Origin of the sequence: Pseudomonas sp. St290 (genome assembly GCF_018325805.1) — a bacterium.
GTDB classification, from domain to species: Bacteria; Pseudomonadota; Gammaproteobacteria; order Pseudomonadales; family Pseudomonadaceae; genus Aquipseudomonas; species Aquipseudomonas bijieensis.
In genome coordinates, this window is the sequence record NZ_AP014703.1 from 4,246,211 (window position 1) to 4,271,139 (window position 24,929).

Consider the following 24,929-nt stretch of genomic DNA (forward strand, 5'->3'; position numbering starts at 1 on the left):
ATGAGCAAACAACGCCCACTCAAACTCGGAGCAATGGTCCACGGCGTCGGCCACGGCTGGGGCGAATGGCGCCATCCGCAGGCACAACCCAACGCCAGTACCGACTTCGGTTTCTACAAGCAACAGACACTCCTGGCCGAAGGCGCCAAGTTCGATTTCGTGTTCATCGCCGACAGCCTGCACATCCATGAAAAATCCAGTCCGCACTACCTCAACCGCTTCGAGCCGCTGACCATCCTCTCGGCCCTGGCGGCGCTGACATCCAACATCGGCCTGGTGGCCACCGTCACCGTCAGCTACACGGAGCCCTACCAGGTGGCGCGCCAGTTCGCCTCGCTGGACCATATCAGCGGCGGGCGCGCCGGCTGGAACGTGGTGACGTCGTGGCTCAGCGGTACCGCGGATAATTTCGGCAAGAGCGAGCACCCGCCCCATGCCGTGCGCTACCGGATCGCCAAGGAACACGTGGCGGTGGTCAAGGGGCTGTGGGATTCCTGGGAAGACGACGCTTTCACCTACGACAAAAAAACCGGCGAGTTCTTCGCCCCCGGCAAGCTGCACGCGTTGGAGCACAAGGGCGAATTTTTCTCGGTGAAGGGCCCGCTCAACATCGCCCGCTCCCGGCAAGGTCAACCGGTGATTTTCCAGGCTGGTACTTCCGAGGACGGGCGTAACTTCGCCGCCGAGAATTCCGATGCGATTTTCGTCGGAGCCGAAAATTTCGAAGAAGCGCGCGCCTATTACCAGGACCTCAAACGCCGCGCCAACGGCTTTGGTCGCGATGCGGCACAACTGTCGATCCTGCCCGGAATCCGTCCGATCGTGGGTCGCGATGAAGCCGAAGTCGAAGACCGCTACCAGCAAGCGGTGTCACTGGTGAGCATCGAAGACGCAATCGTCGCCCTCGGCCGCCCCTTCAATGACCATGATTTCAGCCAATACCCGTTGGACGCCCCGTTTCCCGACCTGGGCGACCTGGGTGCCAACAGCCAGAAAGGCGGCTCGGAGCGGATCAAACAGCTGGCCCGCGACGAAGGCCTGACCTTGCGCGAAGTCGCCCTGCGCTTCTCCCAGCCACGGCGCGATTTTGTCGGCACCCCCGAACAGGTGGCCGACGTCATTCAAGCCTGGTTCGAGAAGGGCGCAGCCGACGGCTTCATCATCAATTCCCTGCTGCCGGACGGCCTGCAATATTTCACTGAACTGGTCGTGCCGATCCTGCAACAACGTGGTTTGTTTCGCAGCGAATACAGCGGCAATACCCTGCGGGACAACCTGGGCTTACCGGTGCCCACCAATCGCTATGCACCGACGGCCCGAGCGAATGATGCAACCCGCGAGGCCGTGGCATGAAACAGATCAATCGTCGCGACTTCCTCACGGCCAGTTCCTTCGCCCTGGGCGCGCTGGGGCTGTCCTCGCTGGGCCTCGCCCCGCGAGTTTTCGCGCAAGGCAAGAGCCTTGCGGACCTGACCCTGGAGGTCGCCACCTACCGTGGACAGGACTCTTACTTCGTCGAAGACGCCGGCACCGGCAACACACCCTACAAAGTCGCATATTCCGAGTTCGCCGGCGGCAACCTGATCGTCGAAGCGCTGGCCTCCGGTAGTCTGGATGTCGGTGGCATGAGCGAAATCCCGCCCATCTTTTCCATCCAGAGCCATCGCCAACCCCGCCTGATCGCCGTCTTGCAAAGTGACGTGAACAACCAGGTATTCCTCATCCCCAAGGATTCGCCTATCGAATCGATCGGACAGTTGCGCGGCAAGCGGGTCGGCTATGTGCGCTCGACCACCTCCCACTATTTCCTGATCAAGGCCCTGAAGGAACAAGGCCTGACCATGAACGACATCACCGCGGTGGCGCTCACGCCCCAGGACGGTTTCAGCGCATTCCAGAGTGGCCAGCTGGATGCCTGGGTGATCTATGGCGTGTTCATCCAACTGGCGAAGTTCCGCAGTGGCGCCCGGGTACTCAAGACAGCCTTGGGCTACCTGTCCGGCAACTACCTGATCGCCGCACGACCCGCAGCCCTGGAAGACCCGCTACGCAAGCAGGCGATCCAGGACTACATCCAGCGCCAGGCACGCACCTGGGAGTGGATCAACAATAATCCCGAGCCTTGGGCGACCAAGTCGGCGCAATTGCTGGGCGTCGACAAAGCAGTGTTCCTCGACATGTACAACAACCGTAGCCAGCCCACGAAAATCATTGAAGTGAACGACCAGGCCATCGCCTCGCAACAGGAAGTCGCCGATCTGTTCTTCGCTGCCGGCGTGTTGAACGAACGGCTCGACGTGAGTCCGCTGTGGGACCGCAACTTCCGCCTGCTGCCACTGTGAGCCCTCTCGCCACGGGAGTTATAGCTGGCTCTTACCTTTTTGATTGAGTGAACCCGCCATGAGTCTTTCTTCCCTACGTCCACCCTTGTTGCAATCGGTTAATGTCGCCGACTTCGACACAGTGCTCGAACGCCTCAGTCAACAATTGGCCGCGACCGCCCACGTCTATGACGAGAGCGGCGACTTCCCCCAGGACAACTTCAAGCTGCTGCACGAGCACGGCCTGCTGGCCCTGACGGTACCGAAGGCGCTCGGCGGTGGCGGCGCCAGCCTGGTGCAGGCGCGCAAGGTCATCGCTGCGGTCGCCAAGGGCGAACCCTCCACGGCCTTGATCCTGGTGATGCAATACCTCCAGCACTCGCGCCTGCAGGACAGCCGGACCTGGCCCGAAGCATTGCGCTTGCGCGTCGCCCAGGATGCCGTGCGCGACGGTGCGTTGATCAACGCCTTGCGCGTCGAACCTGACCTGGGCACGCCGGCCCGTGGCGGGCTGCCAGCGACTGTCGCCAGGCGCACCTCGGAAGGCTGGCGAATCAGCGGCCGCAAGATCTACTCCACCGGCAGCCATGGCCTGACATGGTTCAACGTCTGGGCCCGCAGCACCGATGAAGATCCACTGGTGGGCGCCTGGCTGGTCCACCGGGATACCCCAGGCATCAGCATCATCGAGGACTGGGACCACTTGGGTATGCGCGCCACCTGCAGTCACGAAGTGCTGTTCGACAACGTGCTGGTGCCGCTGGATCACGCGGTCAGCGTCAGCCCCTGGAGCGCGCCGCAGCCCGAACTCGATAGCGACGGCTTCCTGTGGATGGCGGTGTTGCTCGCGGCGGTCTACGACGGCGTCGCGCAAGCCGCCCGTGACTGGTTCGTGAGCTGGCTGGAACAGCGCAAGCCGTCCAACCTCGGCGCCACGCTGTCGACCCTGCCGCGCTTCCAGGAAACCGTCGGGCACATCGACACCTTGCTGTTCGCCAACCGCAGCCTGCTCGATGCTGCCGCCGAAGGGCGCACCCCCGCCCACCACGCCGCGCAATTGAAGTACCTGGTGACAGGCAACGCGATCCGTGCGGTCGAGCTCGCCATCGAAGCCTCCGGCAACCCGGGTCTGTCGCGGCACAATCCGCTGCAACGGCATTACCGCGACGTACTGTGCAGTCGCATCCACACCCCGCAAAACGATGCCGTGCTGCAGGGCGTCGGCAAAGCGGTGTTCGCTCAACGTCAGAAAAAGGACCTCCCATGAGCACCCTCGTGATCGCCAGCCAATTGGATGAAGACTTCAACCAGGTGATTCGCCAGCGCCTCGCGCTCACACATCCTGGCACCGAGGTCCTCGAGGTACCGGCCGGCGTCCCCAGTGACCTCCCGGCCACCGCCAGCGTGTTGCTGGCACGCCCCATCAATGTGCGCGGCTACCTGGCGCCGGACACGCCGCCTCCGGGTTGGCCTTACGGTTTGAAGTGGGTCCAGGTGGTGTCTTCGGGGATCGACTTCTACCCCAGGTGGCTGTTCGACGGCCCTGTGGTGAGTACGTCCAGGGGCAGCGCCGCCGAAAACATCGCCGAATTCGCCCTGGCGGCGATCTTCGCGGCAGCCAAGCGACTGCCGGACATCTGGGTGCACGATGCGCAATGGAATTTTACCGCCCTGACGCCTCTCAAGGGCAGTACGTTGGGGATCCTGGGTTTTGGTGCGATTGGCCGTAGCCTGGCGACCAAGGCCCGCGCCCTGGGCATCAACGTGCTGGCGCTGCGTCAGAGCCAGACTCCCTTCGAAATCGAGGGAGTCGAGGCCGCGCGGGATATCCATGAGCTGTTTTCCCGAGCCGATCACCTCGTGCTGGCCGCGCCACTGACCGAGGCAACACGACATATCGTCGATAGCACGGTGCTCGCCAGCGCCAAACCGGGCCTGCACCTGATCAACATCGCCCGTGGCGGTTTGCTTGACCAGGAGGCGTTGCTTGCAGCCTTGGACAACGGACTCATTGGCCTGGCTTCTCTGGATGTCACCGAGCCCGAACCACTGCCCGACGGCCACCCGCTCTACACCCATCCCGGGGTACGTCTGTCACCCCACACTTCAGCGATCTCCAGCAACATTCGCTACGAAATCGCTGACAGCTTCCTGGCCAACCTCGAGCGTTTCCTGGCCGGACTGGCGCCAGAGAACCTGGCGAATGTACAGCGCGGGTACTGACCCCGGGCATTCCTGGCGGGAGACGTACATCCCATGTGGGAGCGAGCCTGCTCGCGATAGCGGTCGTTCAGTTTGTATCAATGCTGAATGTGCCAACGCCATCGCGAGCAGGCTCGCTCCCACAGGATTTGGGTACATTCGCATCGGCACAACATCAGAATTACGCATCTTAATAACAATATTGATGTCAATTTTTTATAATTAACTTATAACAAATCGGACTTTTACAGCGCCTTATTATACAAATACTGTTACAACCATCACCGACCCCTGACCAGGTGGAGGCTTTCGGAACTGCACGTTTTTCCGGCCGACACCACTCCACGGTCAATTGCCACACCCAAAACCTGAACCGGCCCAAGCCACCTCCGCCATGACTTTCAAGCCATGACTGCGGCAACGCTTTGCCCAAAAAAAATGAAACACCAACGCCACACCTACGCACCTGGGGCTCACCATGCACGACATCACCAAAAACCGTCTGACGCTGGCCGTATCGCTGACCTTGCTCGGGTTGTCAGCGCACGCCGAAGAAAACACCAAGGATGGTGCCCTCCCCGTTGTCACCGTTACAGCAGAACACCGCAGCGAGGACTTGCAAAAAGCCCCGCTGGCGATCTCCGCGTTCGACGAAAACGCCTTGGAAGACAAGCAGATCAAGAGCATCCGCGATCTCTCCGGGCAAGTGCCCAACCTGACCCTCAGCCGCCAGTCGATCTCCTACAGCGCGCAGACCTACGGGATTCGTGGTATCGGCGAAACCGACCCGATCCAGGAAGCCGCCGTGGCGGTCTACGCCGATGACCTGTACATCCCACGGGCGATTTCCTCGATGCTCGACTTCAACGATGTCGAACGCGTCGAGGTCCTGCGCGGCCCCCAGGGTACGCTTTACGGGCGCAACAGCAGCGCCGGCGCGATCCGCGTGATCACCCGTGACCCGACCCAGGAAACCCGGGGGTTCTTCGAACTCGGCGCCGGCAACTACAACGCCCAGAACGCTCGCCTGCTGATCAGTGGCCCACTGGTGGACAACACCTTGTTCGGCAGCTTCTCGGCGATTCGCCTGAGCCGCGACGGCACCGTGTCCAATCCCACCCGCGGTAAGGATGTGAACAATGTCGACCTGCAGTCCTACCGCGGCAAGCTGCGCTTCAATCCCATTGATTCGCCCTGGGACGTGCAACTGACCCTGGCCGGAACCTTCGACCGTGGCGATACGACCAGCTACACCCCATTCGATGCCGACGGGCACTTCGACAAGTTCAAGAGCTACAGCAGCCTCAATCCGAAAAACCGTCTCGACCAGGGCAGCTCGGTGCTGCGGGCGATCTACGCCATCGACGACCATCTGAACTTCAAATCGGTCACCGCCTATTCCGCGTTCAACCAACCGGTGGACTATGACAACTCGGGCCAGGCCGCCCTGATTCAGAACAGCCTGATCACCTACAAGCAGGACTACGCCACCCAAGAGTTCCAGCTCAACGGCGATTACGACGATTTCAGTTTCAGCACCGGCCTGTACCTGTATCGGGAAAAGTTCGATGCCGAGCGCGACAGCCTGACCTACTCGATCGCGCGCAACCGGGTGATCGGCCAGGGTCAATACAGCACGACCAATACCGAAAGCTATGCGTTGTATGGTCAGGGCAGTTACAAAGTCACGCAGCAACTGTCGCTGATCGCGGGGCTACGCTTCACTCGCGAACACAAGAACTTCGACTACACCAACTACGCCGTCACCACCGACCGCCAGATCACCGGCACCAACTTCACCGCCGACTCGAGCAAATCCTGGCAGTCCACCAGCCCGAAACTCGGCTTCGAATACGCCTGGACACCTCACCTCAACCAGTACGCCTATGTCGCCAAAGGCTTCAAGGCCGGCGGCTACGACAACCGCGCGCCAACCCAGGCTGCCGCCGAGCAGGCGTTCTCCCCTGAAGACGTGACCACTTGGGAAACCGGCTTCAAAGGCGACTTCTTCAACCGCCGCCTGCGCGCCAACCTTGCGCTGTTCTACAACGACTACAAGGACCTGCAGACCAACGCCTACGACCCGGCGCTGGGGGTCAGCCTGCGGACCAACGTCGGCCAGGCGCACACCTACGGCGTCGAACTGGAAACCCTCAGCGCGCTGACCAACGACCTGCAACTGACCTTCAATCTCGGCTACCTGCAAAGCCAGTACGACGATTTCGAAAACGCCAGCGGCGCCGGGGTCGATGCCAATGGCAAGCAACTGGTGTACTCGCCGCGCTGGAACACCAGTGTCGGTCTCAACTACACCATCCCGGCCGGATTGCCCGGCACCTGGCTGGCCGGCACCGATGCGCAGTTCCAGACCAAATCCTACGCCAACGCGTTGAACGACGACGTCCAGGAAATTCCCCAGCAGACCTTCTGGAACGCCAACACCCGCTACATCTCCGGCGACGGCCACTGGACCACCACGCTGTCAGTGAAAAACCTGCTCGACCGCGCATACCCGCAGGCAGTCGGCTACGTGCCCTCCAGTGGCGCCCGCTACTACTCGATCAACGATCCGCGAACCCTCTTGCTGACTGTGCGCTACGACCTCTGACCCCCTGATCGGCAACCATGCCAAGGAGCACTTCATGGCTTTCACTCGCAGGCAAATGATTTCCCGCATTGCCGCCGTCGGTGGTTATTCCGCCGCCCTCGGCGCCCTCGGTGCGCTAGGCCTGAAACCTCAGGCCGTGGCGGCGAGTTTCACCCCGCTACAGCTGGGCAACAGTGGCAAGGGCAAACACGTGGTGGTGGTCGGCGCCGGCATTTCCGGCCTGGTCAGCGCCTACGAACTGCGCAAGGCCGGCTTCACCGTGACGATTCTCGAAGCCCGTGAACGGGTTGGCGGACGCAACTGGACCTTGCGGCGTGGCACCAAGGTCGATTTCGACGACGGCATCAGCCAGACCGTGGAGTTCGATGACGGGCAGTTTTTCAACGCCGGCCCGGCGCGCATCCCCAGCCATCACCAGACGATCCTCGGCTACTGCCGCGAACTGGGCGTCGAACTGCAAGTGCTGGTCAACAGCAGCCGTAATGCGCTGGCCTTGCCGGACGCCCGACAGCCGGCGTTCCAGCTGCGCCAGGCAGTCAACGACACTCGAGGACAATTGTCCGAACTGCTGGCGCGCACCGTCAGCCGCAAGGCCCTGGACCAGGACCTGAGTGCCGACGACCGTCAGGCGCTGCTGAACTTCCTGAAGGTCTATGGCGACCTCAACGCCGACTTCAAATACAAGGGGTCGGTGCGCTCGGGCTATACCCGCATCCCCGGTGCAGGCGATCAAACCGGCCTTACCCGCACACCGCTGGAGTTGCAGACACTGCTCAATCCCAAGCTCTGGGGGGCATTGGTGTTCGATGAAATCCCCGAGTTTTCCTCGACCATGTTCCAGCCGGTCGGCGGTATGGATCGGATCCCTTTCGCGTTTTACGAGAAGCTCAAGGACGCGATTCGGTTCCATGCCGAAGTCAGTGACATCCAGACCGCAGAGCTTGGCAGCCGCATCACCTATCGAGATCGCCAGACCGGCAAGACTCAGACCCTGAGCGCCGACTACGCCATCGTCACCGTGCCCCTGCCGCTGCTGGCCAGGCTACCGAGCAACTTCAGCACGCCCTTCAAGCAAGCGATCCTCAGCGCGCAAAGCGACCAGGCGAACAAAGTGGCCTGGCAGTCGCCGCGATTCTGGGAGACCGACTTCAACATCTTCGGCGGGCTGTCTTACCTGGATCATGAGGTCAAGGGGCTGTGGTATCCCAGCGATCGCCTGAACAGTGACCAGGGCATCCTGGTCGCGGCCTACAACACCAGCGAAGCCGCCCAGTCCTTCGCCAGGAAGTCCCTCGCCGAACAGTTCGCCTCTTCCCGGCAAGCCGTCGAACTGCTGCATCCCGGCCACAGCGCCAAGCTGCAGAAACCGGTGGCCATCAACTGGTCCAAGGTGCCGTTCAGCAAAGGCCCGTGGATCGTCAACGACGAAGTCGGCGAGCAGGCCTACCAGATCCTCAACCAACCCCAAGGCCGCACCTACCTGGCCAGCGACGCCCTCGCCCATGGCGGTGTCGGTATCTGGCAGAACACCGCCGCTGATTCAGCGCGGCGCATCGTCTCTCTGATCGGCCGCCATGCCGAGCGCCAGCAACCGGGCGTTGCCGCCTGATTCATTTCGATAAAGGACTGACCGATGAAAACCATGACCTTGCTCACAGGACTTCTCATGACTGCCACCGCCTTCACCAGCCACGCCGACGAGATCAAACGCATCGCCCTGCCCAACTCCAATTTTCCAATCTCCCTGGCGGTGTCGGTGCCCGCACAAACTGACTTGCTGTTCGTCAGCGGCCTGCTCGCTGACCTGCACGACCCGCAAGCGCCGAAAGACTCTTTTGCCGCCTACGGCGATACCGCGACCCAGACCACCTCGATCCTCAACAAACTCAAGGGCGTACTGCAAAGCCAGGGCCTGGACCTGGGGGATGTGGTGCAACTGCAGGTGTTCCTGGTGGGCGATCCAGCCAAGGGCGGCAAGCTCGATTTCGCCGGGCTGCAGGAAGGCTATACGCCGTTCTTCGGCAGCGTCGAACAGCCGAACAAACCCGCGCGCACCGCCGTCCAGGTGGTCGCCTTGCCGCTGCCCGGCGGCCTGGTGGAAATCGAAGCCGTCGCCGCTCGCAAGAAGTGACACGGACCTCAGCCGACATTCAGGAGCTTCACGCTTATGTTCAACTGCCAAACGCGCCGTGCCACGCCTTATCGTCCGTTACTGCTGCCGCTGTCGATTGCCTGCGGCCTCGCTTCATTCAACCTTGAGGCCGCCGAAAACGGCTCGCCAACCCTCGACACCGTGGTGGTCACCGGTAACCGTGGCGCCACCGAGCGCACGGTAACCACCAGCCCGACGCCCATCGATGTGGTGACGGGTGAACAATTGCGCGCCGTGGGCAAGCCGAGCCTGCTGGAGGCGCTGAGCAAGTTCATCCCGTCCTTCAACCTGCCCGACCGCGCCGGCTGGGATGCCAGCGGCGTGGTGCGCTCGGCCACCCTGCGCGGGCTGACCGCGTCCCATGTGCTGGTGCTGGTCAACGGCAAGCGCCGGCACACCAGCGCCACGTTGAACATCAACGGCATCAATAGCGGCGCGGCGCCCAGCGACCTCGACCTGATCCCGGTGGCGTCCATTGATCACATCGAGGTGTTGCGCGACGGCGCGGCGGCGCAGTACGGCTCGGACGCCATTTCCGGGGTGATCAATATCATCCTCAAGCAGACCACGGGAGGCAGCTCCGACACCACCCTCGGCCAGGGCTACGACGGTAAACGCGGGACTGCCCAGGAGGCGCTCAATTATGGTTTCCAGATCGGTGAAGCCGGGGTGCTCAATGTCTCGTTCGACACCCGCTATCAAGAGCGTGACAACAAGGCCGGCAGCAACGGCTACACCTCCCATTACTACCCGCAGGCCGACGGCTCGCCCGACCCGCGTGAGGCCGATGCCAGCCATCACACGTACAAAGGCTACGGGCTGCCGCGCAGCCAACTGGCCGATGTCGGCTACAACCTCGACCTGCCGCTGAACGACGCCGTCACGCTCTACTCGTTCTCCACATTGGCCACCCGGGAGAACAACGACGGGCAGAATTTCCGCCTGCCCAATGGCCGTAACACCATTACCACCGGACCCAACGGCTACCCTGACGGCTACAGCCCTTATTGGCTGGTCAACGAAACCGACTTCCAGTCAGCGTTCGGCGCCAAGGGCGAGGACTTCGGCGGCTGGGCATGGGACCTGAGCAGCACGTACGGGCGCAACTACGCCAAGCAACGCACCTACAACAACCAGAACCCGTCACTGGGGGAAAACACGCCGAACAAGTTCACCTCCGGCATCTACATCGCCGATCAGTTGACCAGCAACCTCGACCTGAAAAACAGCTACGAAATCGGCCTGGCAAAACCCCTGGACGTGGCCTTCGGTTTCGAGCACCGACGTGAAAGCTACGAAACCCGCGCCGGCTCCGAGGCCTCCTACATCGATGGCGGCTATGTGTTCCCGGTCGGCCATCCACGGGCCGGCGAACGCCCCGATCCCGGAGCCCAGGTCACCAACGGCATTACCCCCGAAGACGCGCAGAAAGTCAGCCGCAACAGCGTTGCCAGCTACATCGACCTGGGCTTTTACCCCGTCGAGCAGTGGTACCTCGGCGTTGCCGCACGCTACGAGCATTACAACGAAGGCGTTGGCGGCACCCGCAGTGGCAAGCTCAGCACCCGCTACGAATTCAACCCGGTGTTCTCGGTACGCGGCACCCTCAGTAATGGCTTTCGCGCACCGTCACTGGCCAACCAGATCTTCACCGCGCGCTCGACCGGATTCGACACCATCAATGGTGTCTATCAGTCATACAACTACGTGATTCTGCCGGTGGATTCGGCCGGCGCCCAGGCGCTCGGAGCTGAGTCGTTGAAACCCGAACGCTCGACCAACTTCAGCCTTGGTTTCGCCCTGACGCCCAGCGAAGACCTGAGCCTGACCGTGGACGGCTACGTCATCAACCTGCGCGACCGTCTGGTGCTCAGCGAACGTTTTCAGGGACCGGGCGTCGCCGCCCTGCTCGACAGCATTGGCGTGCCAGCCACCGCCGGTGCGCAGTACTTCACCAACGGCGCCAACACCCGGACGTCCGGGGTCGATGTGGTGGGTAATTATCGGCAGAACCTGGACCGTTATGGCTCAGTGAGGTGGACCGCGGCCCTGAACTACAACCACACGAAAATCCTCAGCGTCAACGACACCCCTTCGCAATTGAGCGCCCTGGGCGACTTCCAGTTGCTCGACCGCCAGTCCCGAGCACTGATTACCAAGACCTCCCCCAGCAGCAAGATGATTTTCTCTGCCGACTGGGCGATCAACGACTTCGACGTCAACCTGCGCCTGACCCGTTATGGCACCTACACCGAGGTCAACAGCTCGAGCGATCCGAGCCTGGATCGCAAGTATTCGGCCAAATGGATCACCGACCTCGACGTGGCTTATGCAATCGACAAACAACTGACCGTGGCCGTCGGCGCGCAGAACCTGTTCGACAAGTACCCCGACCATATCGGCGTCAGCAACTCTTCGTTCGGCGATAACTGGGGCAGCTATTCGCCCTTCGGCTTCACCGGCGGTTACTACTACACCCGTCTGCAATACGCGTTTTGATACCGGCAAAGCCGCCTAAGCTAATACTCAAAAAGTATTTATAAATTGGTTTTTAGAACAATAAGCTTCATCAAGCGGTTACCCATTCCTTAGCCAATATCGAGCATGCCATGTCAAAACTCATCAAGCATTCCGGGGCGCTATTGCGCCGCCCCGCCCTGGCCAGCCTGGTCGCGGTGCTGGTCTTGTCGACTCTCGCCCTGCCGGCCCAGGCACGAGAAACCCTGCGTATCGGCTATCAGAAATCATCGACCCTGATCACGCTGCTGAAAACCCAAGGCAAGCTGGACAAAGCCCTCGCCGAGGCGAATATCGATGTGAGCTGGCACGAGTTTCCCAGCGGTTTGCCATTGCTGGAAGCGTTGAATGTCGGCAATGTCGATGTCAGTGCCGATGTGGCCGATACCGTGCCGATTTTTGCCCAGGCCGCCCAGGCCAGGCTGACTTACTTTGCCCAAGAAGCCCCCTCACCTTCAGCCCAAGCCATCGTCGTGCGCCAGGATTCGCCGTTGCGACAGTTGGCGGACTTGAAAGGCAAGAAAGTCGCCGTCACCAAGGCGGCCGGCGCCCATTATTTGCTGATCGCGGCACTGGACAAGGCCGGCCTGAAGTTCTCCGACATACAACCGGCGTACCTGTCCCCCGCCGATGGCCGGGCGGCGTTCGAAAATCAGAAGGTTGACGCCTGGGTCACCTGGGAACCCTTCCTCAGCGGCGTGCAGCGTCAACTGCCAACGCGGACCCTGGCCGACGGCAGCGGCCTGGCCAGCTACAAGCGCTACTACCTGACCGGCACTGCTTACGCAAAAGCACATCCTGAGGTGCTCAAACTCGTTTACGAGCAACTGCAGGAAGCCGGGACCTGGGTCAAGAACCATCCTCGAGACGCAGCCCAGGTCCTGGGGCCGTTGTGGGGCAACCTCGACGTGGAGACAGTCGAGGCCGCCAACACCCATCGCAGTTATCAGGTACAGCCGGTGACAGCCGATCAGTTGAGCGACCAGCAGAAAATTGCCAACGCCTTTTTTGCCGCAGGTTTGCTACCCAACGCGGTAAATGCCCAGGATGTCGAAATCTGGAGGCCGTGAGGCCGCCTGCTAAACACGGAACGCATCGACCTTGAGTCCAAACCGATTCATTTTGTTGTACAGCCCGCCACGCGACACATTCAACCGCTGAGCCGCCAGACGGATGTTTCCGCGGGTTTCGGTGAGGGCGGCGATGATTGCATTCATTTCATGGGTGCCGAGGTCGGGGGCCATCCGAGGCTCAGGGGTACTTCCCCACGTCGAGGGTCGCCCTCGCTGCCTGATCTCCAACGCAAGATCGTTCGGTTGGATCAGTTCGCTCATCGCCAGGTTGGTCGCCCGCTCAATGACGTTTTCCAGCTCGCGAACGTTACCCGGCCAGTGATAAGCGCTAAGGATATCCAACGCCGCCGGGGAAAGGTCGTGCATGGTCTTGCGGAGCGACCGGGCACAACGTGCGAGAAAATGCCGCGCCAGCAACGGCACGTCCTCGCGACGCATCCGCAGGGGCGGCACCGTCAGGTTCAGCACGTTGAGCCGGTAGTAAAGATCCTCACGAAAGGCCCCCTCGGCCACCGCCTGACTCAGATTGCGGTGAGTGGCGGCGATGATACGAACGTTGACCCGCAGCGATTTTTTCGCCCCTACTCGCGTCACCTCACCCTCCTGCAGGACGCGCAGCAAGCTGACCTGTGCATCAAAGGACATGTCACCGATTTCGTCGAGGAAGATCGTCCCGCCATCGGCCAATTCGAACTTGCCTGCCGAGCCACCGCGAGCCGATCCGGTGAAAGCGCCTTCGACATGACCGAACAGTTCGCTCTGCACCAGGTCACGGGGAATGGCTCCGCAGTTGACTGCCACAAAAGGACCACCACAACGGTCGCTGGCATTATGGATCGCCTGGGCGAACAGTTCCTTGCCCGTGCCGCTCTCGCCGAGGATCAGCGTGGTCGAATCACTGCGACTGGCAATCCGGGCCAGGTGCATTGCATCCTGAATCGCCTGTGAGCGGCCCTGGATGGTTTCAAAGGTGTAGCTGGCCTGGGTGCCAATGATCCGCCGGGTGATTTCCCGGATGCGGCGGTTCTCGCGCAGCGAAACAATCCGCCCGCCCTGCTCCAGCGGGCAGACCGACACCAGGCACGCCAGATGGCTGCGATCGTGCAGTTCAAAGGTGCAATCCAGGTCCCGCACGCCCTCCCCGCTGGCAAGCAGGACGGCCTCGGTCAATTCGCTCTGCCCCAGGCTCTTGAACGGCTTGCCGAGCAGGTCATGGCCCACGCGGAACAATTGTCGGGCGTAATGGTTGAGCGCCTTGATGCAGCCCTGTTCATCCAATACCACCAAGCCCTCGTTGAGCACCTCGAGGACTGTTTGCTGCTCTTGCAGCAAGGCTTGCAGCGCCATCTGCCTCGAGACCGCCTCGGCCGCGGCCTGGACAGTGCCCAGCGTATGGAAATGAAACCAGCCTGGCTCCGCCGTCAGGGTCAACATACCCAGCGTCCGGCCGTGGGCATCCCGGATTGGCGCGGCGGCGCAATGCATGCGGCGCTGGCGCAGGCCAAGCCCGAAGTTCTCCTCGGCCAGCACATAGACCAAACGGTCTTCGACGATCGCCAGCCCGGTGCAATTGGTGCCTTGGACCGACTCCAGCAGTCGACTGCCTATGGGGGTGAGGTCCAGGCCACAGAAATGCAAAGTCGTGCCTTCGGCATCGGTCAGGTTGATATGGCCCCGGGGGTTATAGGCGAGCAAACCGCGCATGACCTGCGCTGCAGCGGCGATCAGCACCCGGTTGGCGGCCAGTGTCGCGGTCAGGTCGGCGGGCGCGACAAAACGGTACTCGCCATCTTCCGGATCGAGGCCGGCATGGACGCTGCGCAACCAGGACTGCCAAATCACCCGCCTGACTCCGACAGGGCGATCGATAGCTCCCTGCAAGCACGCTCGCCAGGCCTCATCCAGCACGGTGCTTGGCCCTTCGTTCAACGACGCAGGGCCGAGCGTGGTGAGGTAATCGCGGTCTTCTTCGCTCAATGCCGCCGGTTGCTCATTCATTATTGTCCGACCACGTGTTTATATTTTTGACATGCCAGTATAGACATGTAATCAAAATGAACACATATTCGAACCACGCAGAATAAAGCACCTTAAATATCAATAGGTTAATTTTTGGCACAGCGCTTGCTCCCCACCTATCCAGACGAGGACGTTCTTATCGCCGAGTCGTAAAAACAATAAAGGGAGTCATGTTCATGAGCACATCCAAGATCATCCGCCTTGGCCTCATCGGCGCCGGCCGCATGGGCAGTTTTCACGGCCTGAGCGCTGCCCGGCACATCCCTGGCGCATGCCTCGCCGCCATCGCCGACCCTACCCCCGGCCAAGCCGCGCGCCTGGCGGCAGAACTGGACGTGCAGAAGGTCTATACCGATCCACAGCAATTGCTCGATGATCCGGATATCGACGCTGTGCTGATTGCCGCCCCGGCACGCAGCCATGCCGAGCTGGTGATCAGTGCGGCCCGGGCCGGCAAAGGCGTGTTCTGTGAAAAACCGATGGCGATCACCCTGGACGAAGCTGACCGCGCCATCGCCGCGGCTGCCGATGCACGGGTGACCCTCCAGGTCGGCTTCAACCGCCGCTTTGCCAAAAGCTTCCGCACAGCTCATCTGGACGTGGTTGCCGGCCGGATCGGTACGCCACAACTGCTGCGCTCATTGACCCGCGACCCGGCGCTGAACAACCCGGCCGCCTCACCACAATGGGTGATCTTCCTGGAAACCCTGATCCATGACTTCGATACCCTGCGCTACCTGAACCCCGGCGCCGAGGCGATTGAAGTTTTTGTGATGGCCGATGCGCTGATCGCACCGGCCTACAAGGACAAAGGTTTTCTCGACACGGCGGTGGTCACGATCCGTTTCGACAATGGCGCCATCGCCACGGCCGAGGCCAATTTCCAGGCAGTCTATGGCTACGATGTCCGGGGCGAAGTGTTCGGCAGCGCGGGCATGCTGACCATGGGCAACGTCAACGACTCGGACCTGCTGCGCTACCTGGCCAATGGGGTCCAGGCCGACACCCAGCGCATGGACACCGACTTGCTGCGTGATGCTTATGTGGCCGAGCTCAACCATTTTGTCAGTTGCGTGCGCAGCGGCGAAAAACCCCTGGCCAGCGGCGAAGATGCCCGAGCGGCACTGGCCATCGCCCGCGCTTGCATCGAGTCCTTCCAACAGGGCACACCGGTGCGCGTGCAAGGAGCCCGTTCATGAGTTTCATACCGTTCAAACTGGCGGTCAGCGCCGAGATGGTCTTTCTCGACCTGCCCTTTGCCGAGCGGGTCAAACGCATCCACGCGCTGGGCTTCAGCGTCGAGATATGGAACTGGACGACCAAAGACATCCAGGCGCTCGTAGCGACTGGCGCGGATTTCACCTCCATGACCGGCTATATCTCGGGCAACCTGACCGATCCCGAGGGTATCCAGCAACTGCTCGGCAGCGCCCAGGAATCCTTGGCCGTCGCCGCTCGATTGGGTTGCCCAAGCTTGAACCTGCATGGCACAGGCCTGGGGGATCAGGGCTTGCCGGTCAAGCCCGTTGCCCAGACTACCGGCCGCATGTGGCTGAGTGCCTGCAAGACGCTGGAAAAAATCGCTCGCCTGGGCGAAGACGCGGGTCGGGTATTCCTGCTGGAAAACCTCAACACCGAAGTCGATCACCCCGGTACGCCGTTCGCCCGCGCTGAAGATACCCTGGCGCTGATCGAGGCCGTGGGCAGCCCGCACCTGAAGATGAACCTGGACCTCTATCACGCACAGATCGGCGAAGGAAACCTGATCGAACTGATCCAGCGCGCCGCCAGCGCCATCGGCGAAATCCAGGTCGCCGACGTGCCTGGCCGCATGGAACCTGGCACCGGTGAAATCCACTATCGCGCCATTGCCAGGGCTTTGTTCGGCATAGGATACAGCGGTGTCGTCGGCCTCGAAGGCTGGGCCAGCGGTGACGGCGAAGTCGCCCTCGAGCGTTTCAAGCAGGCCTTCACGCTTGATGGATGACGTCAGCGCGTTGCACGGATATCACTCGGAACGCGATGCACATTTTTACCCATTGATGACGTTTCAACTCATAACAACAAAAGGAAAACCATCATGCGTCGTTGCAAACTGCTTTTCGCCACCCTGCTGTTGCTCTTGAGCCAGTGGGCCGTCGCCGACTATCGCATCGGCGTCAGCATCGCCAGGGTCGACGACAATTTCATGACCTACGTGCGTAACGGCCTGGACGCGGCCGCGAAAAAGGAAAACGTGCAGATCCAGTTCGAGGACGCCCAGGGCGATGTGGTGCGCCAACTCAACCAGGTCCAGGGCTTTATCAACCAGAAAGTGGATGCGGTCATTGTCCTGCCGGTGGACACCTCCGCCACGGCCAACATTACCCGCGCGGCGGTCGAAGCGAAGACGCCGCTGGTCTACGTCAACCGTCACCCGGACGAGCGCACCCTGCCCAAAGGCGTCGTCACGGTGGCGTCCAATGACATTGAGGCCGGACAGCTGCAAATGCGCTACCTGGCCGAAAAACTCGGAGGCAAGGGCAACCTGGCGATCATCATGGGCGACTTGGCGCAAAACGCCACCCACGACCGCACCGAAGGCGTCAAACAGGTGCTCAAGGATTATCCCGGGATCAAGATTGTCGAGCAGCAGAGTGCCGAGTGGCAGCGCAACAAAGGGATGGACCTGACCAGTAACTGGCTATTGGCGGGCAGCCGTTTCGATGCCATCGTCGCCAACAACGACGAGATGGCCATCGGTGCGGCCATGGCCTTGCAGCAGGCCGGCAAAGCCAAGGGCGAGATTGCGATCGTCGGCATCGACGGCTTGCCTGACGGCCTGGCGGCAATCAAGCGCGGGATGCTGGTCGCCTCGGTATTCCAGGATCCCAAGGCCCAGGCGAACAGCGCGGTACAAGCAGCGCTCAAGATGATCAAGGGAGAACCGGTAGAAACGGACGTCTGGGTGCCCTTTCAGTTGATCAAGCCTGAGCAGTTGGCGGTGTTCGAACAACATTACAAGTAGCGCCAAAACTAAACATTTCGCCGCGAGCCTGATCAGGGGTCAGCGGCGATTCGCTGCACAAATAAGCGAACAGATCGACCGTCCGGTCCTGGACTAAAGATCCGTATGGAAACTATTGACCCGACTGTCCGCCAGCTTGAATACCACACGTTGGGGGTGGTTGATCGAGACCAGGTATTCCACCGGCTGCCCTTGACGATCAAAGATCACACCCCGGTAGACCAGCGCCGCCGTCCCGGGCTCGACCTCGAGCAAGCGCGCCTCCTGGTCGTTCATCGTAGCGATGCTCAGCGTGCCCTCGTCGCTCTCCATTTCTATCTGGTAGCGCGATAACAACAACGCATACAACGAGGCCCCCTCGACCAGGTCTCCCGCCACCAGTTCCGGTGCACGGGCGGCCGGGATGTAGCTGGTCTCGATACAGAATGGCTTTTGATCCACAGTGCGCAGGCGCCTGATGGTCAGCAACGTGTCGCCTTCCTGGATCTTCAGCAGTTTCGCCACGCGGGCACTGGCCTGGGTTTGTTCGAAGTAGAGCAATTTACTGCCAGGCCTGGCCCCAGCTTGCTCCACCACTTCGGCGATACCTTTGCGGGCCACGGTATTGAGGGGCCGCTCGACGCCTGGCGCGGTCACAAAGGTGCCGCGATTGCCCCGGCGCTCCAGGACTCCACGGTCGATCAACGTTTGCAGAGCCTTTCGCAGTGTCATCCGGCTGATGCCCAAGTGCTCGGCCAGGTCCCGTTCCGCCGGAATTCGCTCAGTCGGTCCGAACTCCGGACGCTCCAGCATTTCCAGCAGCGCCTGGACGGCCTGCCAGGCGACCTGCTTGCGTTCAGGCGCCAGGAGGGCCACATCGGAGGACTTGGAAGGAAGAACTTTCATGGTCTACATCCTGGATTATTTTTTCTGCCGCGGCATTGCAACAATGACCACCGGAAAACCGTCGCAAACCCGCCAGCTTGATCATGAGAACAAAAAAACGGCCCGGTGCATACCTTGAAAACCGCTCAGGCAGCCCATTAGACCATGGAGAAAAAGCCTTGTATTGGTATTTTTCATGGTATAGCTTTTGGTCTAAACGGTGATCATGAACAGTCACATGAGCCACCGCAACAAAGCCTCCAGGAGCTCACATGGCGATCCAGTTCAATCGGGAAGGATTCATCACTTCCTTGCAGCAATCCGTGCAAATCGTCGACGACGCCCAGCAGTTTGGCCAAGAACTGGCCACGCGGATCGACCGCATCTACTTCGTCAGCTGCGGTGCTCCCAACCGCATCATGCTCGGCTTGCAATACTGGCTTGAGCGCTACAGCCATACATTGGAAGTGCGCCGTTACTTCCCGGCCGAGTTCATGGATATCGACCCGCCGCGCCTGGATGAACGCACCTTGGTGGTCCTCGCCTCCAAGTCCGGGACTACCCAGGAGACCATCGCCGCCGCCCATTTCCTGCGAGACAAACCCTGCCTCACCGTAGGCGTGACACAAACCGCCGAGCTGCCGCTGGCCCAGGCTGTTCAACATTGCTTCCTGCTGGGACGTACCGATGAGGCGTACTTCGGCTGCTTCATGATCCTCCAGGCATTGGTCGGCGGGATCCTGGCCAAGCGCGAAGGCTGGCCGTTGCTGGACAAGCTCACTCGCTCGCTCAAGGCACTGCCACAGGCACTCGCCGATGCGGCGATCAATAACGACCGGCGCGCCATCGAAGAGGCAAGCTTGTATAAAGATGATCGCGTGATGTACTTCCTCGCCTCGGGTCCGATGTTCACCACCGCCTACGTATTCGGCGTCTGCGTGGTGATGGAAAGCCAGTGGCTGCATTGCCTGCCAGTGGAGGCTGCCGAGTTTTTCCATGGCCCGTTCGAAGCCATCGACGCGACCACTCCCCTGCTCCTGCTGTTAGGCGAAGACCCCAGTCGCGCACAAATGGAGCGCGTCGTGCGCTTCTGCCAGCGGTACACCGGACGGGTCATGGTCTATGACGCCAAGGACTTCCCGATGGAAGGCATCGATCCAGAGATCCGCGCCATTGTCGCGCCGTACATCGTCGGCATCGCCGTGGAGCGCATTGCCGCGCATCTCGCCGTCTGGCACCAGCAGCCGCTGACAACGCGCCGCTACATGTGGAAAACGGAGTACTGAGCATGGCCAGCCTGATCGCGGTCGGCGACAACACCCTGGATGTGTACCTGGACCGGAACATCGAATACCCCGGTGGCAACGCACTCAACGTCTCGGTATTTGCCGCCCGGCTGGGTGCTCGCAGTGCCTACCTGGGCTGCGTTGGTGATGACCGGCACGGCCAGTACCTGCTCGATTGCCTGCAACAGGAAGGCGTCGATGCATCGCGCTGCAGAACGCTGATGGGGGCCAATGGCTGGGCGTGTGTCGACAGTATCGCGGGCGAACGGGTGTTTCTTGGCAGCGATCCGGGCGTGTGTCGTCAACTGCGACTCGATGCTGACGACCTGACCTATCTCGCGCAATTCCCGCTGGCACACAGCAGTCTCTACAGCGGTCTTGAAAGCCAACTGGCGAAGATTCGCCAGGCCAGTGGCTGCCTGTCATTCGACTTCTCGGACAACTGGGTCGAGTTCGATTGGCAGGCGCTGATCCAGCAAGTGGACATCGCTTTTTTTTCGTCGGCCGATCTGTCGTCAAGCGAAGCGCGTGAACTGGCGGATTCGATGCGGGCGATGGGCCCGGCGACGGTAGTCATCACCCGTGGCGCCCAAGGCGCTCTCGCAGTCGATGCACAGGGTGTGTATGAACAGGCCGCGAGGCCCTGCGCGTTCGTCGACAGCATGGGCGCCGGCGACGGCTTTATCGCCGCGTTCCTGTTGGCATGGCAAGCCCGGCACAGCCTCGCCGGGTGCCTTGCACGGGGCGTCGATCATGCCGGCCAGGTGTGCGGCTGGGACGGTGGCTTTGGCCATGGACGAACCGTAGACACCCAACGCGCCGAAGAACTGAAACACGCCTTGAACAATCAAGGCTGATGCGTGCTGCCCCGCCCCCCTTTCCGGGACGGTTCTACCAACCTATCGTGGATACCCTGTCGATGAAAAAATGTCTGATCGGTTTGTTGCTTGTGGCCAGCCCGCTGATGACCTGGGGCGCCAGCGAAGAGCTGCGTTTCGGGGTCGACCCCACCTACCCGCCCTTTGAGTCCAAGCGACCGGACGGCTCGCTGACAGGTTTCGATATCGAGCTGGGCGAAAGCCTGTGCAGCGAGTTGCAACGCCGTTGCGTCTGGGTCGAAAACGCCTTCGATGGCATGATCTCGGCCCTCAAGGGCAGGAAATTCGACGGGATACTCTCCGCCCTCTCGATCACTGAAGCCCGCAAAGCCGAAATCGCCTTCTCCAACACCCTGTACGACACCCCGGCACGCCTGGTGGCCCCGCAAGGCAGCCAGTTGCAACCCACGGCCGAATCCTTGCGCGGCAAGCGCATCGGCGTGCAACAAGGCAGCGTGTTCGAAACCTATGCCAAGCGGATGTGGGGCCTTAAGGGTGTGGAAGTGGTGCCTTATCAAAGCAGTGACCTGACCTATTCGGACTTGATCAACGGTCGGCTGGATGCGGCGTTCGACGATGCCATCGCCGTCTCCGAAGGCCTACTGAAAAAGCCGATGGGCAAGGGCTTCGGCTATGCCGGCGAGGTGGTCAAGTCACCGGAGATCTTCGGTCCGGGCACCGGCATCGGTTTGCGTAAAAACGATACCGCGCTGGCCGGAGAAATCAATCAGGCGCTCGAACGGCTGCACCGCAACGGCACCTATGAGCGCATCGCCAGAAAGTACTTCGACTTCGACATTTCGCCGAAATAAACCACCCGCGCGGAGCCCGAAAGCATGTTTCTCGAAGGGTACGGCTATCTCATTTTCCAGGGTGCGTGGTTGACCGTCCAAGTGGCCACGTGGGCCGCCTGCGTCGCCATCGTGCTTGGCCTGCTCGGGGCCTTGGCGAAACTCTCGCCAGTGGCGCCGCTACGGCTGGTCGCAACGGTCTACACCACGCTGGTGCGCAGCGTGCCGGACCTGGTCCTGATGCTGCTGATCTATTACAGCGCGCAGATCGGACTCAACCAGGTGGCAGAAGCGTTCGGTCGCGAGTCGTGGCAGTTGAACCCTTACGGCACTGCGATCAGCACCTTAGGCTTCATTTACGGTGCCTATTGCGCCGAAACCTTTCGTGGCGCCTTCCAGGCGATTCCGTTCGGCCAACTGGAAGCGGCCCGGGCTTATGGCATGAGTCATTGGCAGGTACTGCGGCGCATCCGCCTGCCGCAGATGATGCGGTTCGCATTGCCTGGCATCGGCAACATCTGGCAAGTGCTCTTGAAAAGTGCCGGCCTGATATCGCTGCTGGGCCTCAATGACATGGTTCAGGTCGCCAAACAAGCGGGCAACGCGACCTCAAGGCAGATGTTCTTCTACCTGGTGATTGCGACGATCTTCCTGGCCTTTGCAATCCTCTCCAGCCTGGCCCTCAAGCACCTTGAACGGCGCTACAGCATCGAACCGCGGCGGAGCGTGTCATGATCGAGATACTCAAAGAGTTCGGGCCGAACTTCCTCTGGTCCGACGGTTATCGCTGGAGTGGTTTGTCCGTCACCTTGTGGCTGTTAGTGACGTCCGCCGTTATCGGCCTGGCCGCGGCGATCCCCCTGGCGCTGGTTCGCACCTACGGCAATCGTTGGCTGGCGCTGCCTGTACAGCTTTACACCCTGGTGTTTCGCGGCACGCCGCTGTTCGTGCAACTGCTGATCATCTACAGCGGCCTGGCAAGCCTGAGCCTGATCAGGGAGTCGCCGAGTCTGTGGTGGTTTTTTCGTGACGGCATGCATTGCGTGATCCTGGCGCTGGCCTTGAACACCTGCGCCTACACCATCGAGATTCTCGCCGGCGTACTGCGCACCACCCCACGCGGTGAGATCGAGGCGGCGCTGGCCCTGGGCATGACCCGCAGCCAATTGTTCATTCTGGTGTTGATACCGAGCATGCTGCGCCGGGCACTTCCGGCCTACAGCAACGAAGTGATCTTCGTCCTGCACGCCACGGCCATCGCCTTTACCGCGACCGTTCCAGACATCCTTAAAATCGCGGCAGATGTTAACGCCGCCACCTTCAAGACCTTCCAGGCCTATGGCATCGCCGCCCTGCTCTACATGTCGCTGGCGTGCGCGTTGGTGGGTGTATTCCGATTGGCTGAGCGCCGGCTTTTGGCTTATCAGCGTTAAGCTGGTCACTAAATGAAAGGGGCTCGCCGCAGCCCAACGTCCAGCCCCAATGCCTTGGCATACTCGGCAACCATGCGGGTATCAGAAAAAGGGTTTGCCTGCTTCAGGCGCGGACACTCATGGTCGCCAATGCCAAAAGTGTCACCCATGCGGCGTTCGGGGTTGGTTGTGAAAGCACTACGTAATTGAGCCGTAATTACGCACGGGGGTTTGGCTTACCACCAGCAGCGTTCAGAGCAGCAGCTCCAGTTGTGAAAAAGCCTCGCACGGTTACAAACCGAACGTCTGCTCCTGCAGACTCGTTTTGATCAACGCAGCCAGTTGTTTGATGGCGGGTGTCGGCTCTTCTCCGCTGCTGTGAAGCACATAGCCAAGGCTTGGTACGGTCGGCAAGCCGGACATGACGGCGAGATGACTCGGCAGCCCAATGCGGGTTCGCAGCGTCAGGCCCAAGCCTGCCGCGACAGCCGCCCAGAGACCACCAACGCTGGGGCTGGTCAGGGCGATTCGCCAGGGAATTTGCGCGGCATCCAGTGCCTGTGTGGCAGCGCTACGCAACACGCAAGGCGCGTCGAACATGATCAATGGCAGCGGAGAGTCAGCAAGGTGGGTCAGTGACGGTGTGTCACGAAGCCCGATCCAGTACATCTGTGTTTCGCCCAGTCGCGTGGCATAGGGCGAGGTGTGCCCTGTGTCCCATGTCAGGGCTAAGTCCAGGCCGGCACTTTCGACCAACGCAAGCAGTTCGGCGTTACGCGCGATCCTGACTTCGAGAGTTACCATCGGGTAAGTCTGGACAAAGCGTCGGAGGATCTCGCTCAGTAAATGTTCCCCGAAGTCTTCTTGAAGCCCGAAGCGAATTGTCCCAGCGGCTTGGCTTTCATGCAGGGTCTGGAAAATGCCATCGTTCAATTCCAGCAAACGCCGGGCATGGCTGAGCAATGATTCACCTATGGGCGTCAAGACTAACCCTCGACCGGATTTGACCAATACCGGAGTACCGATCTGCTCCTCGAGTTTCTTCAATTGAGCACTCACGGCGGAAGTCGATCGACCGAGACGATCCGCCGCTTTGGCAAAGCTATTGAACTCCACGCCGGTGACGAAAGTGCGCAATACATCAAGATCGAAGGTCGGACGACGCATGGGATAGTCCATTAACTTGGGATGATCCACTCTATTAAATCTAATATTCGGAACCATCGCGACTTGATAGTTTGTCCCTGTCGATTAACCAATCAGAGGAAAAACATCATGCCGTTTTCACGTATTTCATTGCACCGAGGGAAGTCAGCCGAGTATTTACAGGCATTGTCCCAAGGCTTGCATGACGCCTTGGTTGATAGCTTCGAGGTGCCGAAGGCCGATCGTTTCCAAGTCATTCACCAGCATGAAGTGGGCGAGCTGATATTTGATCCAGACTACCTGGGTGGGCCCCGTAGCCATGACTTTGTGCTGATCACGATTACCGCCGGCCGTCCTCGAAGCGTCGAGACGAAACAGCGTTTCTACCGCGATCTGGTGGAGAAACTGAGACATGCGCCAGGTCTCAATGCCGAGGATGTAATGGTAGTGATCACCACTACGGCCAACGATGAATGGTCGTTTGGTGGTGGCCGAGGCAACTAATTTCAGTTTGCGCAGAGCGTGAAAAGTTGTGCAGTCGGCTCTCGCGATTCTGCGACCTCACTGCCCAGACAACCTGTTCATACCGTCACGCAATCCTCTTCTCCCAAAACGTAGTCCAGCCGCAACAAGCTTTATCGTCCGGACAAATC

At 60.8% G+C, this 24,929-nt stretch carries 21 protein-coding genes and 1 pseudogene; 19 read left to right on the top strand and 3 right to left on the bottom strand.

Annotated elements, in window-relative coordinates; translation table 11 throughout:
* The 9 genes from PBDP_RS18395 to PBDP_RS18435 all read left to right on the top strand — a co-directional run bounded on the left by PBDP_RS18395 (position 1) and on the right by PBDP_RS18435 (position 12,870).
* Positions 1-1,353, top strand: a complete 1,353-nt coding sequence (locus PBDP_RS18395; RefSeq protein WP_212801117.1) for an LLM class flavin-dependent oxidoreductase — start codon at positions 1-3, stop codon at positions 1,351-1,353.
* Positions 1,350-2,342 (top strand): ABC transporter substrate-binding protein, encoded by a 993-nt coding sequence (locus PBDP_RS18400; protein WP_212801118.1) that lies wholly within the window; start codon positions 1,350-1,352, stop codon positions 2,340-2,342. Before PBDP_RS18395 ends, PBDP_RS18400 begins: the two co-directional genes overlap by 4 nt.
* A 58-nt stretch (positions 2,343-2,400) precedes the next feature.
* Positions 2,401-3,588 (top strand): acyl-CoA dehydrogenase family protein, encoded by a 1,188-nt coding sequence (locus PBDP_RS18405; RefSeq protein ID WP_116832790.1) that lies wholly within the window; start codon positions 2,401-2,403, stop codon positions 3,586-3,588.
* Entirely contained in the window at positions 3,585-4,544 is a 960-nt protein-coding gene (locus PBDP_RS18410; RefSeq protein ID WP_212801119.1) for a D-isomer specific 2-hydroxyacid dehydrogenase family protein, read from the top strand. Before PBDP_RS18405 ends, PBDP_RS18410 begins: the two co-directional genes overlap by 4 nt.
* A gap of 457 nt (positions 4,545-5,001) precedes the next feature.
* Positions 5,002-7,131: a TonB-dependent receptor gene (locus PBDP_RS18415; RefSeq protein WP_109753355.1), complete on the top strand. Its 2,130-nt coding sequence runs from the start codon at positions 5,002-5,004 to the stop codon at positions 7,129-7,131.
* Between the two features lie 34 nt (positions 7,132-7,165).
* Positions 7,166-8,740, top strand: a complete 1,575-nt coding sequence (locus PBDP_RS18420; RefSeq protein ID WP_212801120.1) for a flavin monoamine oxidase family protein — start codon at positions 7,166-7,168, stop codon at positions 8,738-8,740.
* Between the two features lie 24 nt (positions 8,741-8,764).
* On the top strand, positions 8,765-9,262 hold the full coding sequence (locus tag PBDP_RS18425) for a RidA family protein (protein WP_212801121.1): 498 nt from the start codon (positions 8,765-8,767) through the stop codon (positions 9,260-9,262).
* 36 nt (positions 9,263-9,298) lie between these two features.
* Entirely contained in the window at positions 9,299-11,782 is a 2,484-nt protein-coding gene (locus PBDP_RS18430; protein WP_212801122.1) for a TonB-dependent receptor plug domain-containing protein, read from the top strand.
* 110 nt (positions 11,783-11,892) lie between these two features.
* Complete coding sequence (locus tag PBDP_RS18435) at positions 11,893-12,870, top strand: aliphatic sulfonate ABC transporter substrate-binding protein (protein WP_212801123.1); 978 nt, start codon at positions 11,893-11,895, stop codon at positions 12,868-12,870.
* Positions 12,871-12,879: 9 nt separating this feature from the next.
* Here the strand turns inward: PBDP_RS18435 and PBDP_RS18440 are convergent, their stop codons facing one another.
* Positions 12,880-14,871, bottom strand: coding sequence for a sigma-54 interaction domain-containing protein (locus PBDP_RS18440; RefSeq protein WP_109753360.1), 1,992 nt, complete (start codon positions 14,869-14,871; stop codon positions 12,880-12,882).
* A 197-nt stretch (positions 14,872-15,068) separates the two neighbouring features.
* On the opposite strand from PBDP_RS18440, the gene PBDP_RS18445 reads away from it, so the two are divergent.
* The 3 genes from PBDP_RS18445 (at position 15,069) to PBDP_RS18455 (ending at position 17,899) form a co-directional block, all read left to right on the top strand.
* Positions 15,069-16,091: a Gfo/Idh/MocA family oxidoreductase gene (locus PBDP_RS18445; RefSeq protein WP_109753396.1), complete on the top strand. Its 1,023-nt coding sequence runs from the start codon at positions 15,069-15,071 to the stop codon at positions 16,089-16,091.
* Positions 16,088-16,879, top strand: a complete 792-nt coding sequence (locus PBDP_RS18450) for a TIM barrel protein (RefSeq protein ID WP_109753361.1) — start codon at positions 16,088-16,090, stop codon at positions 16,877-16,879. Before PBDP_RS18445 ends, PBDP_RS18450 begins: the two co-directional genes overlap by 4 nt.
* 93 nt (positions 16,880-16,972) lie before the next feature.
* Positions 16,973-17,899, top strand: a complete 927-nt coding sequence (locus PBDP_RS18455; RefSeq protein ID WP_109753362.1) for a sugar ABC transporter substrate-binding protein — start codon at positions 16,973-16,975, stop codon at positions 17,897-17,899.
* 93 nt (positions 17,900-17,992) lie between these two features.
* Here PBDP_RS18455 and PBDP_RS18460 read toward each other — a convergent pair whose 3' ends face one another.
* Positions 17,993-18,784: a GntR family transcriptional regulator gene (locus PBDP_RS18460; protein WP_109753363.1), complete on the bottom strand. Its 792-nt coding sequence runs from the start codon at positions 18,782-18,784 to the stop codon at positions 17,993-17,995.
* Positions 18,785-19,035: 251 nt separating this feature from the next.
* Between PBDP_RS18460 and PBDP_RS18465 the strand changes: the two genes are divergently transcribed.
* The 6 genes and pseudogenes from PBDP_RS18465 to PBDP_RS29970 form a co-directional block, all read left to right on the top strand.
* Entirely contained in the window at positions 19,036-20,049 is a 1,014-nt protein-coding gene (locus PBDP_RS18465) for an SIS domain-containing protein (RefSeq protein ID WP_109753364.1), read from the top strand.
* Between the two features lie 2 nt (positions 20,050-20,051).
* Positions 20,052-20,906, top strand: a complete 855-nt coding sequence (locus tag PBDP_RS18470; RefSeq protein ID WP_109753365.1) for a PfkB family carbohydrate kinase — start codon at positions 20,052-20,054, stop codon at positions 20,904-20,906.
* 62 nt (positions 20,907-20,968) lie between these two features.
* The gene (locus tag PBDP_RS18475) at positions 20,969-21,739 is read left to right on the top strand and encodes an ABC transporter substrate-binding protein (RefSeq protein WP_109753366.1); all 771 of its coding nucleotides are present in this window, start codon (positions 20,969-20,971) and stop codon (positions 21,737-21,739) included.
* 24 nt (positions 21,740-21,763) lie between these two features.
* On the top strand, positions 21,764-22,453 hold the full coding sequence (locus PBDP_RS18480) for an ABC transporter permease (protein WP_212801124.1): 690 nt from the start codon (positions 21,764-21,766) through the stop codon (positions 22,451-22,453).
* The gene (gene hisM / locus PBDP_RS18485) at positions 22,450-23,151 is read left to right on the top strand and encodes a histidine ABC transporter permease HisM (protein WP_109753368.1); all 702 of its coding nucleotides are present in this window, start codon (positions 22,450-22,452) and stop codon (positions 23,149-23,151) included. Before PBDP_RS18480 ends, hisM begins: the two co-directional genes overlap by 4 nt.
* Positions 23,152-23,234: 83 nt before the next feature.
* Positions 23,235-23,459: pseudogene (locus tag PBDP_RS29970) on the top strand (hypothetical protein); the annotation flags it as partial.
* On the opposite strand, the gene PBDP_RS18490 reads toward PBDP_RS29970, so the two are convergent.
* Positions 23,422-24,297, bottom strand: a complete 876-nt coding sequence (locus PBDP_RS18490) for a LysR substrate-binding domain-containing protein (protein WP_176689495.1) — start codon at positions 24,295-24,297, stop codon at positions 23,422-23,424. The pseudogene PBDP_RS29970 and the gene PBDP_RS18490 overlap by 38 nt on opposite strands.
* Positions 24,298-24,405: 108 nt before the next feature.
* Here PBDP_RS18490 and PBDP_RS18495 point away from each other — a divergent pair, with 108 nt between their 5' ends.
* Positions 24,406-24,780, top strand: coding sequence for a tautomerase family protein (locus PBDP_RS18495; RefSeq protein WP_212801125.1), 375 nt, complete (start codon positions 24,406-24,408; stop codon positions 24,778-24,780).
* Positions 24,781-24,929 lie beyond the last annotated feature (149 nt).

Coding starts and splice junctions, on each gene's coding strand:
- hisM (WP_109753368.1), top strand. CDS start 22,450: ATGATCGAGATACTCAAAGAGTTCGGGCCGAACTTCCTCTGGTCCGAC.
- PBDP_RS18415 (WP_109753355.1), top strand. CDS start 5,002: ATGCACGACATCACCAAAAACCGTCTGACGCTGGCCGTATCGCTGACC.
- PBDP_RS18455 (WP_109753362.1), top strand. CDS start 16,973: ATGCGTCGTTGCAAACTGCTTTTCGCCACCCTGCTGTTGCTCTTGAGC.
- PBDP_RS18435 (WP_212801123.1), top strand. CDS start 11,893: ATGTCAAAACTCATCAAGCATTCCGGGGCGCTATTGCGCCGCCCCGCC.
- PBDP_RS18445 (WP_109753396.1), top strand. CDS start 15,069: ATGAGCACATCCAAGATCATCCGCCTTGGCCTCATCGGCGCCGGCCGC.
- PBDP_RS18400 (WP_212801118.1), top strand. CDS start 1,350: ATGAAACAGATCAATCGTCGCGACTTCCTCACGGCCAGTTCCTTCGCC.
- PBDP_RS18475 (WP_109753366.1), top strand. CDS start 20,969: ATGAAAAAATGTCTGATCGGTTTGTTGCTTGTGGCCAGCCCGCTGATG.
- PBDP_RS18420 (WP_212801120.1), top strand. CDS start 7,166: ATGGCTTTCACTCGCAGGCAAATGATTTCCCGCATTGCCGCCGTCGGT.
- PBDP_RS18395 (WP_212801117.1), top strand. CDS start 1: ATGAGCAAACAACGCCCACTCAAACTCGGAGCAATGGTCCACGGCGTC.
- PBDP_RS18490 (WP_176689495.1), bottom strand. CDS start 24,297: ATGCGTCGTCCGACCTTCGATCTTGATGTATTGCGCACTTTCGTCACC.
- PBDP_RS18470 (WP_109753365.1), top strand. CDS start 20,052: ATGGCCAGCCTGATCGCGGTCGGCGACAACACCCTGGATGTGTACCTG.
- PBDP_RS18450 (WP_109753361.1), top strand. CDS start 16,088: ATGAGTTTCATACCGTTCAAACTGGCGGTCAGCGCCGAGATGGTCTTT.
- PBDP_RS18405 (WP_116832790.1), top strand. CDS start 2,401: ATGAGTCTTTCTTCCCTACGTCCACCCTTGTTGCAATCGGTTAATGTC.
- PBDP_RS18480 (WP_212801124.1), top strand. CDS start 21,764: ATGTTTCTCGAAGGGTACGGCTATCTCATTTTCCAGGGTGCGTGGTTG.
- PBDP_RS18460 (WP_109753363.1), bottom strand. CDS start 18,784: ATGAAAGTTCTTCCTTCCAAGTCCTCCGATGTGGCCCTCCTGGCGCCT.
- PBDP_RS18410 (WP_212801119.1), top strand. CDS start 3,585: ATGAGCACCCTCGTGATCGCCAGCCAATTGGATGAAGACTTCAACCAG.
- PBDP_RS18425 (WP_212801121.1), top strand. CDS start 8,765: ATGAAAACCATGACCTTGCTCACAGGACTTCTCATGACTGCCACCGCC.
- PBDP_RS18440 (WP_109753360.1), bottom strand. CDS start 14,871: ATGAATGAGCAACCGGCGGCATTGAGCGAAGAAGACCGCGATTACCTC.
- PBDP_RS18430 (WP_212801122.1), top strand. CDS start 9,299: ATGTTCAACTGCCAAACGCGCCGTGCCACGCCTTATCGTCCGTTACTG.
- PBDP_RS18495 (WP_212801125.1), top strand. CDS start 24,406: ATGCCGTTTTCACGTATTTCATTGCACCGAGGGAAGTCAGCCGAGTAT.
- PBDP_RS18465 (WP_109753364.1), top strand. CDS start 19,036: ATGGCGATCCAGTTCAATCGGGAAGGATTCATCACTTCCTTGCAGCAA.